The sequence below is a fragment of the Helcococcus bovis genome, assembly GCF_046035835.1.
GTDB lineage: Bacteria > Bacillota > Clostridia > Tissierellales > Peptoniphilaceae > Helcococcus > Helcococcus bovis.
This window is the reverse complement of the sequence record NZ_JBFNGB010000004.1, coordinates 56,069-70,566: the sequence shown is the minus strand read 5'-3', so window position 1 is coordinate 70,566 and position 14,498 is coordinate 56,069. Positions and strand designations below refer to the sequence as shown.

General features: G+C 27.1%; 10 protein-coding genes. 1 reads left to right on the top strand and 9 read right to left on the bottom strand.

Going from position 1 to position 14,498, the window contains the following annotated elements; translation table 11 throughout:
- Position 1: 1 nt before the first annotated feature.
- The gene (locus tag ABGF48_RS02235; protein ID WP_408104732.1) at positions 2 to 1,891 is read right to left on the bottom strand and encodes a glycoside hydrolase family 13 protein; all 1,890 of its coding nucleotides are present in this window, start codon (positions 1,889 to 1,891) and stop codon (positions 2 to 4) included.
- A gap of 220 nt (positions 1,892 to 2,111) precedes the next feature.
- Here ABGF48_RS02235 and adhE point away from each other — a divergent pair, with 220 nt between their 5' ends.
- Positions 2,112 to 4,724, top strand: coding sequence for a bifunctional acetaldehyde-CoA/alcohol dehydrogenase (adhE, locus tag ABGF48_RS02230; protein ID WP_408104731.1), 2,613 nt, complete (start codon positions 2,112 to 2,114; stop codon positions 4,722 to 4,724).
- Between the two features lie 307 nt (positions 4,725 to 5,031).
- On the opposite strand, the gene adhP is transcribed toward adhE, so the two are convergent.
- The 8 genes from adhP to ABGF48_RS02190 form a co-directional block, all read right to left on the bottom strand.
- Positions 5,032 to 6,060, bottom strand: a complete 1,029-nt coding sequence (gene adhP / locus ABGF48_RS02225; RefSeq protein WP_408104730.1) for an alcohol dehydrogenase AdhP — start codon at positions 6,058 to 6,060, stop codon at positions 5,032 to 5,034.
- Between the two features lie 125 nt (positions 6,061 to 6,185).
- Positions 6,186 to 7,808, bottom strand: coding sequence for a DEAD/DEAH box helicase (locus ABGF48_RS02220; protein WP_408104729.1), 1,623 nt, complete (start codon positions 7,806 to 7,808; stop codon positions 6,186 to 6,188).
- Between the two features lie 105 nt (positions 7,809 to 7,913).
- Positions 7,914 to 8,393 carry a Cys-tRNA(Pro) deacylase gene (ybaK, locus tag ABGF48_RS02215; protein ID WP_408104728.1) on the bottom strand — a complete coding sequence of 160 codons (480 nt, stop codon included), beginning with the start codon at positions 8,391 to 8,393 and terminating at the stop codon, positions 7,914 to 7,916.
- 109 nt (positions 8,394 to 8,502) lie between these two features.
- Positions 8,503 to 10,470 carry a sensor histidine kinase gene (locus tag ABGF48_RS02210; protein WP_408104727.1) on the bottom strand — a complete coding sequence of 656 codons (1,968 nt, stop codon included), beginning with the start codon at positions 10,468 to 10,470 and terminating at the stop codon, positions 8,503 to 8,505.
- A gap of 1 nt (position 10,471) precedes the next feature.
- Positions 10,472 to 11,179: a response regulator transcription factor gene (locus ABGF48_RS02205; protein WP_408104726.1), complete on the bottom strand. Its 708-nt coding sequence runs from the start codon at positions 11,177 to 11,179 to the stop codon at positions 10,472 to 10,474.
- Between the two features lie 135 nt (positions 11,180 to 11,314).
- Positions 11,315 to 11,449: a hypothetical protein gene (locus tag ABGF48_RS02200; RefSeq protein WP_408104725.1), complete on the bottom strand. Its 135-nt coding sequence runs from the start codon at positions 11,447 to 11,449 to the stop codon at positions 11,315 to 11,317.
- Positions 11,450 to 11,763: 314 nt separating this feature from the next.
- Positions 11,764 to 13,734 (bottom strand): ABC transporter permease, encoded by a 1,971-nt coding sequence (locus ABGF48_RS02195; protein ID WP_408104724.1) that lies wholly within the window; start codon positions 13,732 to 13,734, stop codon positions 11,764 to 11,766.
- Positions 13,727 to 14,494, bottom strand: coding sequence for an ABC transporter ATP-binding protein (locus ABGF48_RS02190; RefSeq protein ID WP_408104723.1), 768 nt, complete (start codon positions 14,492 to 14,494; stop codon positions 13,727 to 13,729). The genes ABGF48_RS02195 and ABGF48_RS02190 overlap by 8 nt, the downstream gene beginning before the upstream one ends.
- Positions 14,495 to 14,498 lie beyond the last annotated feature (4 nt).

Sequence of the window (14,498 nt, the reverse complement as noted above, 5' to 3'; positions counted from 1 at the left end):
CCTATATTATTTTAATTAACGATGACATTTTCGGAGCAAACTCTATAGTTAATTTATCTATATCTATATTTAAGTTTCCATCTCCTAAAATAAATTCTGCATTATCAAATAAACCAAAGAAGCTTAGATCAACATTTATCGTTTCTTCTTTTGAAGATTTTGACCAAATAAATATATATGCTTCATCTTCTGTAAATCTTGAAAATGCAAATACGTCTCCTTCAGCATAGACAACCTTAAATCCACCAAATCCAAAAGCTTCATTTTCTGTTTTTAAATGAGATAAAGTCTTATACATTTCAAATATCTCTTGCTTTTTAGCAGGAAGTTTTTCACTCCAGTCCATTGGATATCTCGCCCCTTCAATTGAATGCATTTCTCCATCTAAATACTTTTCATCACCATAATAAACATTCACAGCTCCTGGTAAACCAAATAAAGTAATAACCGATCCCTTGTAAACATCAAACTCTACTTTTGGATTATTATATAATCTTGTAATATCATGACTATCTATTAAATTAAACATTTGATATTGTATTTGAGATGGTAAAATCTTGAATGTCTGTGTCAATCTATTTTTTAACTGCTTTGCATTAAATTTATATTCAATAGCTGCTAAATCTTTATTTCTAGCATTAAATACTTCTTTTTCCCCTGCAAATTCTCTAATAGGTAATGTTGATGAAAAATAATTCATAGTTGAATCCCATTTATGTCCATTATACATTTCTGGAGCATCTTGCCATTCTTCTGCTAAAATAAGAGCATTTTTATTTACACTTTTAATTTCCTTATTAATTTCAGTCCAAACTTCTTCGTATACATTAACTTTTTCATTTCTTGCCATAACATCCGCAACGTCAAATCTCCAACCATCAATATTAAATGGTGCTTTTAAATATTTTTTCAAAACAGATTTTTCGCTTCTATATATAATATCTCTCAGACTTTGTGAATTATAATTTAAGCTTGGCATTGTTTTTACTCCAGCCCATGCTTCATAACTTCCATCTTCATTAATAAAATAATATTCTCTCTCTTTTGAATAAGGATTGTTATATGCTCCGATACTTTTATCATAAAATGTCCCATCCATATTAAACCATTTGGACGAACTTGATGTATGATTAATAGATATATCTAACACAACTTTCATATTTCTCTTGTGCATTTCATCACAAAGCATTGCAAATCCCTCTTCTCCACCTAGACTATGATCTATTTCAAAATAGTCAAGTGCATCGTACTTATGCATTGTTGGCGAAGTAAAAATAGGATTAAAATAAATAGCATTTACTCCCAATTCTTGTAAATAGTCCAATTTTTCAATTACTCCATAGAAATCTCCACCATAAAAATCCATACAATGTGATTTATCCCATTCATATGGAATTTGTTCCCAATCCATATTTATAGGTTTAAATCCTTGATATGTATATGCTCCTTCTTTAATAGTAATTTCAGGTTTTCCATTTCTGAATCTATCTGCCATAATTTGGTAAAAAACAGTATTGTTCATCCATTCGGGAGCATTATATCCAACTAATATTTTAAAATTACTAGAATTATATATTCTATAATCAGAGATACCCTCTTGATTATAGTAATAAATAGCATCATTTGTTGTTATATTAAAATAGTAAGAAAATATCTCCTCATGACAAATCACTCTAGCTTTATAATAAACTAAATTGTTTTTTTCATAGGAAATTTCCATTTTTTGAATTACTTCTTCTCCTAATTTTCTATATCTAATGAAAACACCTGTTACTTTTTCATTTTTTATCATTCTAATTTTTATTTCAATTTCTTCCTTTAATTTAGGATATGGATTAGAAATAAAATTTTTACTTGAATCATGATAAATTGTACTTAAAATCTTTTCCATTTTAACCTCATTTTATTTAATAATTTCATTGTTTATATTATATCACGTTATTTTCCTTTTTCGCAAATATTGTATTTTACAATGTTTGAAGGTAATTGTTACATTTTGTTAAAATCTTAACTTCTGAAAATGTTTACATTTCATTTTCCTCTTTACAAAATTTTGTTAATATAATATCATATATTTGTTAATAAAATAACCGTTCTAAAAGGGGGAACAAATGGTAGCAAAAAAAATAGAAACAAAGGTAGAAGAAACAATGGAAAAAAATATGGAAGTAGAACAATTAGTTGCTAATGCTAAAGTTGCATTAAGTGAATTTATGTCTTACGATCAAGAACAAATCAATAAAATTGTTCATGCTATGGTAATAGCTGGTAATGACCAACATATGGTGCTTGCTAAGGCAGCTGTAGAAGAAACAAAAAGAGGTATATACGAAGATAAATGTATTAAAAACTTATATGCAACAGAAACAATTTGGCATTCAATCAAAAATCAAAAAACTTGTGGTGTAATAGATAGAGATATGCAAACCGGAGTTATTAAAGTAGCATCTCCTCTAGGTGTAGTTGCAGGTATAACACCAGTTACAAACCCAACTTCAACAGTATTATTCAAATCTATAATTTCAGTAATGGGTAGAAATCCAATAATATTCGCATTCCACCCAAGTGCACAAAATTGTTCAGCTTTAGCTGCAAAAACAGTTTATGATGCTGCAATAAAAGCGGGTGCTCCAAAAAATTGTATCCAATGGGTAACTCAACCTTCAATTTCTGCTACTTCAGAATTGATTAATCACCCAAATGTTGCAATTACTTTAGCAACTGGTGGTAACGCAATGGTTAAAGCAGCTTACTCAACAGGTAAACCAGCATTAGGGGTAGGTGCAGGTAACGTACCAGCTTACTTTGAAAAATCATGTGATATTAGAAGATCAGTAAATGATGTTATCGTTTCAAAATCCTTCGACAACGGTATGATTTGTGCTTCAGAACAAGCAGTAATATGTGATAAAGAAATTTATGACGAAGTAAAAGCGGAATTCACAAGAAATAGAGGTTATTTCGTACCTGCAAAAGATATTAAAAAATTAGAAAAATATGTAATTAATGAAGAAAAAGGAATGGCTAACCCAGATATAGTTGGACAAACAGCTATGGCAATAGCAGAAAAAGCTGGAATTAAAGTACCTGCTGGTACAAAACTTCTTATAGCTGAAGTAGAAGGTGTTGGTCCAGAATATCCTTTAACAAGAGAAAAATTATCTCCAGTATTAGCATTCTTAAAATCAGAATCTTTAGAAGATGGTTTTGCAAAATCAAGACAAATGTTAGAATTTAACGGTATGGGACATACTGCTTCTCTACACACATTTGCTGGTAATAATGAAATTATTGAAAAATTTGCTGAACAAATGGAAGCATGTAGAATTTTAGTAAACTCTCCATCATCAATCGGTGGTATCGGTGATTTATACAATGAAATGACACCATCATTAACATTAGGTTGTGGTTCATACGGTAAAAACTCAGTAAGTGAAAATGTTTCTGTAAAACACTTAATTAATGTTAAAACAATTGCTAAGAGGAGAAATAACATGCAATGGCAAAAATTACCATCAAAATTATACTTTGAAAAGAATTCAATCAGATATTTAGAAAAAATGCCAAACGTAGAAAAAGTAATAATCATTACAGATAAAGGTATGGTAGAACACGGATTAGTATCAAGATTAGTAGATGTATTATCAAGAAGACCAAATGGTGTAAAATATGAAATATTTTCAGATGTTGAAGCAGATCCAACAACAGATATCGTATTAAAAGGTTTAGCAAAAATTAAAGCATTTGAACCAGATACAATTATCGCATTAGGTGGTGGTTCTCCAATGGATGCTGCAAAGATGATGTGGTTAATGTACGAACAACCAGAAATTAACTTCTTTGGCGCAAAACAAAAATTCTTAGATATTAGAAAAAGAGCATACAAAATTCCTGAATTAGGAACAAAAGCTCAATTAGTAGCAATTCCTACAACATCAGGTACAGGTTCAGAAGTAACACCATTTGCTATTATTACAGATTCTGAAACACATATGAAATTCCCAGTAGCTGACTATGCATTAACACCAACAGTAGCTATTGTTGACCCACAATTCACATACACATTACCAAAATCAATGGTAGCTTACACAGGTTTAGACGTATTAACACACGCTCTAGAATCATATGTATCATGTATGGCATCAGATTATACAAGAGGATTGAGCTTACAAGCTATCGAATTAGTATGGGGATCATTAAGAGATTCATATCACACAGATGCTCACGCACCAAAAGAAACAATGCACAACGCATCAACAATTGCTGGTATGGCTTTCGCTAACGCATTCTTAGGAATTAACCACTCATTAGCTCACAAGATTGGTGCTGAATTTGGAATTCCTCACGGATACGCAAATGCTATCTTAATGCCACACGTAATTAGATACAATGCAATAAACAATGGTAAAACACAAGCTTGGGCAAAATATGAATACTTCAGAGCAGACGAAGACTACGCAAGAGTAGCTAGATTAATCGGTTGTGAAGGAAAGACAAATGCAGAATTAGTTGAAGCATTAGCTCAAGAAATCATCAAATTATCAAAAGAATTAGGACTGAAAATGAGCATCAGAGAACAAGGTGTTTCTCAAGAAGAATTTGATGCTAAAGTTGATAGAATTGCTGAATTAGCATACGAAGATCAATGTACAACAGCAAATCCTAAAGAACCAATGATTGCTGAATTAAGAGAAATCTTAGTTGCAGCTTATAAAGGCGAATAAAGATAAAGAGTTTAACCCCTTTAAAATAAAAGTCCACTTAAGACTTACTACTGAACATAATGTTCAAAAGTCCTTAAGTGGGCTTTTGTTTATTCTTTCGTGAATGTCACAATGTAAAATCCAAAAGTCACTATGCTATTTATAAATAACTGCACTTCTTAGAAAATTTCACACCAACATTTTAATGCCATTCATCCATATAAAAGCGACTAAGAATTTACTCTTAGCCGCTAAAATATTATTATATGATTTTTCTTATCTGCTCAGAAGATTAGAAAATACAAGTTACAACATCAATAACTGTTTTCTAATTTGTTACTTTTGTAAAATCTAATACCTTACGTCCTTGAATTAATCCTTTTTCCATTTCTTCAAAAACTTGAGGAGCTGAATCTACACATACCTTCTCTACAACGGGTACAACTAATCCCATTGCTCCAAATTCAAAAGCTTCTTCTAAATCTTTTCTTGTTCCAACAAGTGACCCTTTAATTCTTATACCATCTAAAACTGTCTTTACAATACTTAAATCCATATATTCTGAAGGTAATCCTACCGCTACTACTGTACCACCAGCTCTCACTGAGTTTACAGCTTGATTAAATGCAACTTTAGAAACTGCTGTTACAACAGCCCCATGGCATCCACCAACTAAATCAACAATATATCCAGCAACATCTTCTATTTCTTTTCCATTTATTACTACATCAGCACCGGATTCTTTAGCTAATTTCAACTTATCATTATTTATATCAACAGCTATTACTTTATTATTAAATACTTTTTTAGCATATTGAACCGCTAAATTCCCCAATCCTCCTGCACCATATATTACAATCCATTCCCCTGGTGCAACTTCAGATTCTTTAATAGCTTTATACGTCGTAACTCCCGCACATGTTATTGATGATGCTTGAGCAGGATCTAAATTTTCCGGAACTTTTACTGCATAGTCAGCTGTCACCAAAGCATATTCACTCATACCGCCATCAACTGTATATCCAGCATTTTTTACCGAACGGCATAAAGTTTCTCTTCCTGTTGTACAATATTCACAGTGTCCACAACCTTCAAAAAACCAAGCAATAGAAACTCTATCGCCAATTTTTAATGTTGTTACTCCTTCTCCTAGCTCTTCAACAATACCAATTCCTTCATGTCCTAAAATTCTTCCTGGAACTTTTCCGAAATCGCCATGTGCAACGTGTAAATCTGTGTGACATACTCCGCAATATTCAACCTTAACTAATGCCTCACCATACCCTGGAGATGGTTTTTTATAATCTGATACTACTTCTACTCCATCTCCTTTTTTATTAACAATAACTGCTTTCATTTTATACCTCCTTATAATTTTTTACTATATCTTAATATTAAATTATAGCTAAAAATTTGTCAATCATTTTTATTATAAAATTAAAATAATAATAATTTACATCAAATTCGTTCCATATAAAAATATTATTTTTCTGAATATTCAACTTTCATGATTTTGCCAGCTATTTTCTTACCATCCATATCCTTAATAGCATATTTCAAATAATCGACAGGAAGTTCTACAAATGAAAAATTGGGCATTATATTTATAGTGCCTATATCACTTGTCGGAATTTTGGTGTATTTTTTAATAGTTTTAACCATTAAATCAATATTAATTCCATCTCTTTTCCCCTTATTTATAAACATTTTGGGCCCTTTTATCTTTTGAACTTTTTTACCTTTTTTAGATTGTAATTTAGATTTATTCAATTCAAATTTCTTACCAAAATCAACATTTGCCAATTCTTCATAATCCTTATAAGATTGTGTTTGATCAATTATTTTAACCAAACTCGCAGCCAAATCATACAAACTAAATCCATTTGAAAGTAATCTGTTAACTATATCTTTATACACGCTTAAATCATCTTTTTTTTCCAATTTTTCTAAAATATCTTCCTCTAATTGTACCTTAGTATTTTGTTTTACATCAAAAATTGTTGGAAGCTCCATTTTTTCGATTTTTGCTTTTGTATATTTTTCAATCTCAAACAATTTATGATAATCTCTATCTACTAAAAATGTAAATGATAAACCTTCTCTGCCTGCTCTTGCCGTTCTTCCAATTCTATGAACGTAATAGTCATTTTGTTGCGGAAAATCATAATTAACAACTATATCTACATCTTCAATATCTAGCCCTCTAGCTGCAATATCGGTTGCAATTAAAACATCTATTGTAGAATTTCTGAATCTTTTCATTACATGATCTCTTTGTGTTTGTTTTAAATCGCCATGAAGTGCATCAACATTATATCCTTTTTTAGTTAGTTCCATTACGAGTTTATCAACCATTTTTTTAGTATTACAAAATACTATTGAAAGCTTTGGATTATAAATATTTAATAGTCTGTTTAATATTTCCGTTTTCATATTTCCGGACATTTCTAAATAATATTGCTTGATATTAGATACTGTCAATTCTTCTTTTTTTATTATGATTTTTTCCGGATTTATTTGATACATCTCTGAAAATTCCATTATATCATTGTCCATTGTTGCAGAAAAAAAGCAAGTCTGCCTATCAGAATTTGTTTCATCTATTATAGTCTTCATATCATCTCTAAATCCCATATCAAACATTTCATCAGCTTCATCTAATACTAAAAATTTTAGATTATCCAGCTTCAAAGTTTTTCGTTTCATATGATCCATCACACGTCCAGGAGTCCCTACAACTATGTTTACTCCTTTTTTCAAATCTTTTATCTGCCTTCTAATATCAGAGCCACCATAAATCGATGTGATTGATACAAAATTTTTGTATTTAGCTAATTTTCCTAATTCATCCGAAACCTGTCTTGCTAATTCTCTTGTAGGTACTAACACTAATCCCTGCACATATTTTTCATCTGTTACGATTTCAACTAAAGGAATTCCAAATGAAGCTGTCTTACCAGTCCCAGTTTGCGCCTGCGCAATAACATCTTTTCCTTCTAAAAGTACTGGTATACTTTGCTCCTGTATTGGACTTGGATTTTCAAATCCAATTTTCTCTATCGCTTTTAATAATTCTTCCGATAAATTTAATTCATTAAATTTCAATATTTTCTCCTAAATATAAAAAAGCCGAGATGACTCGGCCTTCAAGTTCGTTTCTTCGACTAATTATACATGACTAATATATAAAAAGCAAATTTATATTAAACATTATTCAGTCAACTGGAAAACTTGAAAATTCAAAACTTGTTTCAAATTTTCAATTTTAATTTCTACTTGATATCCTATTTTCCCAGCACTAAATGTTATGCTTTCATGATTGTTAACTTCTTCATCAATAAATGTCTTAAATGGCTTTTTCATGCACAATGGAGAACATCCCCCATGAATGTAACCCGTCAATCCCAATAGTTCCTTAGATGGTATCATCCTAATACTCTTCTCATTTGACGCTTCCGCTGCGTTTTTCAAATCTAATTCCCTATCAACAGGAATTACAAACACATAGTTTTGATTAGATTTTCCCACTGTAACCAATGTCTTAAAAACAGAGCTCATCTCTTTATTTAATTTCAATGCAACATCAACCCCAGTTAAACTCCCATCAGTTTCATATTGATATGGAATATAATCTATTTTTTTCTGATCTAAAAATCTCATTACATTTGTTTTATCTTTATTCTTTGACATAATAATACCTCTTGTAAATATTATAGCATCTAAAAAAATAAAATCCACTTACGTCACACGTCCTCAGACCTATCGGTACTGCGGAGGTGCCTACGTGGATTTTATTTTTTTAGATAATAATTATTACTTTGAATAAATCACCATCAATTTCTAATTCAAATTTACCACCTTGTATCTCTATTAGAGAACTGGCTATTGCAAGTCCTAAACCTGATCCTTCTGTGTTTCTAGATTTATCCCCTCTGGTAAATCTTTCTTTTAACTCTTCAGGTGAAATATTTAATGAATATTTGGATATATTTTTTATAATAATTTTCATACTATCTTCTTTTATTATATCAATATAAACCCTAGTATCTTCTTTAGCATATTTATTTATATTTGAAAAAATATTATCTAAAACTCTAGACATATGACTAGGATCCATTTGTAATTCATTTTTATCTGAATTTGAATTAAAAATAACTTCTAATTTTTTATTTTCAAATTCATCATGCCACTCACCAATCATCTGATTTATCATTTCATTTATATCTATCAAAATCTTTTTCACCTCAATATTTTTACTAGAAACTTTTGAAACTTCAAATAAATTATCTATTAATTTTTTTAATTTTAATGATTTTTCATGAATTATTGTTGTATATTTTTTTACATCTTCAACTGAATTATTATTTTTTGATGCTAAATCGGAATAATTTATAATTGAAGTTAGTGGTGTTTTTAAATCATGACTAACATTAGTTATCAAATTAGTCTTAGTTCTTTCTGATTTTAATTCTTTTTCTACTGCTTCATTAAGTATTACATTAATATTATTCAAATTGTGAGATATTTTTCTAAAATAAAGTTTATTTTCATCCAAACTTATATCAAAATTTCCTTTACGAATCTCATCTGTAGCATTTTCAATTTTTCTAAAATCCATAACTATTCTAGTTAAAATATAATAGATAATAGATAAAATAATAAAAAATATTATAAATTCCGACCTTGAAGGGATTAATCCTAATCCAATGATCAAAATCACTAAAAAGATAATAGCCCAAACTACTAAATGTGTAATACTATTTTGAAAAACTTTTAAAAGAAGGTATTCAAATATTTTATGTATACCTTTTAATAGTCTAAATATTATAGAATTATTAAATATGAATGAATTTATCCCTTCATAATATATTGATTTAATACAAGAAACTATATAAAATACAACAAAAACTATGGATAAAATCATAATTACAGATAATATATTTAAAACACTATTATTCAATGCTTCATTATGGTACTCATTAAATATATACATAAAGCCTATTTCTAAATTTCTTATTATAATTTCTATACTAAAAAATAAAATTATATAAATTTCAATTGGAATTTTTATTAAAAAATTATAAATACGATTTTTTCTTATTTCTTCATATCTTGAGATCAAGGAAAACAGACTAAAAATTATTGCTGTTGCTATTCCAGTAATAATAAAATTTAAATATATTCTATCTATATTTAAGTTTTTAGTTAAATTATTTAAGATACTTGAAATATTTTCTCTCCTTATTTCATAAATTGCATTTACTTTTTTTAATTTAAGATCTTCCATTTCCCTATCAATATTTTTAAATGAAATTTGACTATATTCTTTTATTATAAATTCTTCTATTTCACTTAAGTTTGTATCGTTAATAGTATTACTTTCTGTTTTTCCATCAAATTTTAATAATATAGCTGGATTTTTAATTGATTTTACTATTTCATCCAATTTATCAGTATTTAATTTATTGTGTATATTATTAGAAGCAAATTTTTTTTCTAATTTACCATTATTTTCAATTTCAATTTCTATATAGTAATTTATTAGATCATTTCTCGATCCATTAGAATTAAGAAAATTTAAACTATTAAAACTTAAAGTTTGATAAATGTAATTATCTAAGATATATTGATTTTTTTTCCTATCTATGTAATCTTTTGTTCTAATATCAACATTAAAGGCAAAATTTAACGAATTTATAATCAAAATAAAAACGAAAATAAAAGAAATTATTCCAATTGTAGAATGTCTTAAACTAAATTTTTTCATTCTATTCTCCTTTCATAGGATTTACAAACTTATATCCCAATCCCCAAGATACTTGTAAATATCTAGGATTTTTAGGATCTATTTCTATTTTTTCTCTAATTCTTCTGATATGAACTGTAACAGTTTTTGAATCAATAGCCGGCTCATCCCAAACATGTTCGTAGATTTGTTCTACACTAAATACCCTATTTATATTTTTCATAAGGAGCTCTAAAATACCATATTCTATACTAGTAAGAGAAATTTTTCTTCCATCAATTTTAATATCTTTACTCATTGTATTTAGTTCTATTCCACCAATTCTAATAATATTTTTATCTTTAGATTCATTTTTATTAAAATTATAGAATCTTCTAATATTTGAATTAACTCTTGCCAATAATTCTAACGGATTAAAAGGTTTTGTTATATAATCATCAGCCCCTATATCTAATCCAATAATTTTGTCATAATTTTCTGATTTTGCTGATAAAATTATTATTGGTACATATGATTTTTCTCTTAATTTAATTATAGTCTCTTCTCCTGACATATTTGGCATCATTAGATCCATTAAAATTAGATCAATTTTTTCTTTTTCAAAAATTAATAAACAATCTATTCCATCCTTTGCATAAAAAACATTGTAATTTGAATTTTTTAAATATATTCCTATTGATTCACTAATAGCTATATCATCTTCAACAACTAATATATTATAACTTCTCATATATATCCTCCATAATTATAATATCAATTATTTTCTAAATATTGTATAAGAAATTATTACAAAATTATTAAATTTTAGGTAGCTTTTATTAAATTTTCGTGTAGTATGACTAAAATTTTAAATAATCAAAAATCTTCATATATCATAATAGGTAAATAAATCTGGAATATCTTTTATTTCACTAGCATCTACCTTTGTTATCATTATAGAATTAAATATAAATAATGTTGAAAATAAAACTACAAAAAATTTTTTAATAATGTTTTTCATTTAATCTCCTAAATATTTTTGACGCTTAATTTTCTAAATTTTTATTATATATATCTACTATATTGTCAAGATTATTTTCCATTAATTTTGTATTTATTCATATCAAATAAATTTCAATATAAAACAATTCTTTGTCAAATACCTTATGGCAAAAGTAATTAAAGTGTATTTTATGAACAAACACTATTTATCGTAGAGCAAAAATATTTAGGATACAAAAATTCAGAGACAGATATTTCTAAATGTCTCCGGTATAGAGTCCTACTTTTGAAGGTTGTTCATAAATTTATGATTAGTGACAAATGAATTTGATTTTATTTAATACTATCATAATAAACTTTTGATGTAATTTTATATATTAGGTAATACATTATTGAAAACACTAAAACACTTACAAAAGTAGTGATAATAAATAATTTTGTATTAGTCAACATTAAAGCGCTTAAAAGTTTTGTCATAAGTGGAAATGCAAATATTAAATGAATACACGCAACTATTAACGGCATAAAAAATACTGATAATATTTGAGAATTTATTGATTTTTTTATCATTTTTCTATCTAATCCAACTTTTTGCATTATTTCAAATTTAGATTTATCTTCTATTCCCTCTGCAACTTGTTTATAATACATGATGATAATTGTTGCTAATAAGAATAATACACTTAAAAACATTCCTATAAAAAATATTCCAGCATACACAGCTTTTAATTCAAAAACACCTGTAGATTTAGATTCTATATTAAATGAATATTCTGTATTTTTTAAATTTTGTTGAATATTATGAACTAGCTTGGAGTCATTTTCTTTAGTTGTATTTGTATTATAATAAATTTTCCTAGATCTTTCATGTTGACCTTTTTCACTAGTTAATAATAGCAATTTCTTAAATTCTTCAAAATCTTTAACGATAATTTTAATTTTATTAACGATCATATTAGCTGATGTTTCAGAATATCTATATTTATCTAATTTATTTTTTACAAAATACTCATTTCCAAAAATTTCCATATTTTTAATATTTTTATCATTTCCTTGAGAATAAATGTAAATTTCATCATTTTTCAATTCTAAATTTTGATTAAAATTTTTATTGTAATCTTCTAAATGTGTAATTTCTATTAAATATAAATTTGCAAATGCTTCATAACCTTCTGATATAGTATTAATTTTTCCATCAATTATTTTTGCCGGAAAAGATAAATTATCATATGAAACAAAGTCTGTAGCTTTTATATTTAGTTTTTTATTTTCAGAATTAATCATATTATCAATTTCATTACTTTCTGTTGAATTTTTAATATTATTTATTTGCATTACTATATCTTTAGGATATCTTGTATCAACAAGATCTTTAACTCCAATCCATAATGAAAATGTTGTTGAAATCCCTACTAAAACCATAGTTGATAATATTGCTATATTTGCTAATCCAACAGCATTTTGCTTCATTCTATATATCATACCGGAAATTGAAATGAAATTTTCGGGTTTATAATATATTTTTTTTGTTTTTTTCATAATTTTAAGAATAGTTATAGATACTGTCGTGAACAATATATAAGTCCCTAAAATTACTAAAATTACAGCTACAAAAAATGCCGGTATTGCATCTAATGGATTTTTAGTTGTAAGTGATAAATAATATCCACCTCCTATCAAAGATATACCTATTAAACTAAATATAAACTTAGCTTTTGGCTCTCTTTCCCCAACTTTAGTACTATTTAACAATTCAATAGGCTTAGATAAATGTATGTATCTAAGAGAGTTTATATACATTAATATATAGATAAAAGATATATACATACCAACAAGAAATATGGAAGGAAATGAAATATAAAATCCAAATTGAACTCCTTGTCCTATCATTTTTAATAAAATTAAATACATAATCTTATCTAGCAATATACTAAATAAAAAACCAGTAATTAAAGAAATTAAATAAATAATAAACAGTTCATAAAAAACAACTTTTGCAACATTCTTTTTATCCATTCCTAAAATACCATACAATCCTAATTCTTTTTTCCTTCTTTTTATGATAAATGAATTAGTGTAAAATAAAAATATAAAAACAAATACATTTATGATAATATTACCAAAATTCAAAATTTGTGTTAAACCATTTACAAATGGCGTATTTGTAATATTCGGATTAAATTTTAATGATGTTATGATATACATTAAAAATATTGATAAAGCTGAAGAAAGAATAAATGGATAATATATTTTTTTATTACTTTTTATATTATCTATTGATAACTTTAGATAAACATTATTCATTTCTATCACCACCTGTAGATAATAAAGTCATAGTATTTGAAATATTTAAAAACATTTCTTCATCATTTTTATTTCCCCTATATATCTGATGAAATATTTTTCCATCTTTAATAAATAAAACTCTAGATGCACGACTTGCAGCTTTTATAGAATGTGTAACCATTAAAATAGTTTGTCCTTTATGATTAATACTTTGAAATAAATCCATCAGACTATCTGCTGACTTTGAATCCAATGCACCTGTGGGTTCATCAGCTAAAATTAGCTCTGGTTCTATTATCAATGCCCTAGCAACAGCTGCTCTTTGTTTTTGTCCACCAGATACTTCATATGGAAATTTATTTATTAAATCATATATCCCTAATCTTTTTACAAGAGGTATCAATCTCTCATTCATATCTTTATATTTCATTTTTGAAATTACTAAAGGTAATAAAATATTATCTTTTAAGGAAAAATTATCTAATAAGTTGAAATCTTGGAAAACAAATCCTAAATTTTTTCTTCTATATGAAGCTAAATCTTTATCCTTAATCTCTGATACATTTTGTCCATTTAGTGAAACACTTCCATTCGTAGCTTTATCTAATACTGAAACTATATTTAATAATGTTGATTTACCAGATCCAGATTCTCCCATTATGGCAATAAATTCTCCTTTTTCTACTTCAAAGGAAACATTTCTCAATGCTTCAACTTTATTTCCTCCAAATCTTGTTGTATAAACTTTTTGTAAATTTTTAACTTCTAATAATGACATAATA

Bases quoted from the DNA above. Each gene is read 5' to 3' on its own strand.
- ABGF48_RS02235 (WP_408104732.1), bottom strand. From the start codon at position 1,891: ATGGAAAAGATTTTAAGTACAATTTATCATGATTCAAGTAAAAATTTT.
- adhE (WP_408104731.1), top strand. From the start codon at position 2,112: ATGGTAGCAAAAAAAATAGAAACAAAGGTAGAAGAAACAATGGAAAAA.
- adhP (WP_408104730.1), bottom strand. From the start codon at position 6,060: ATGAAAGCAGTTATTGTTAATAAAAAAGGAGATGGAGTAGAAGTAGTA.
- ybaK (WP_408104728.1), bottom strand. From the start codon at position 8,393: ATGTCAAAGAATAAAGATAAAACAAATGTAATGAGATTTTTAGATCAG.
- ABGF48_RS02210 (WP_408104727.1), bottom strand. From the start codon at position 10,470: ATGAAAAAATTTAGTTTAAGACATTCTACAATTGGAATAATTTCTTTT.
- ABGF48_RS02205 (WP_408104726.1), bottom strand. From the start codon at position 11,179: ATGAGAAGTTATAATATATTAGTTGTTGAAGATGATATAGCTATTAGT.
- ABGF48_RS02200 (WP_408104725.1), bottom strand. From the start codon at position 11,449: ATGAAAAACATTATTAAAAAATTTTTTGTAGTTTTATTTTCAACATTA.
- ABGF48_RS02195 (WP_408104724.1), bottom strand. From the start codon at position 13,734: ATGAATAATGTTTATCTAAAGTTATCAATAGATAATATAAAAAGTAAT.
- ABGF48_RS02190 (WP_408104723.1), bottom strand. From the start codon at position 14,494: ATGTCATTATTAGAAGTTAAAAATTTACAAAAAGTTTATACAACAAGA.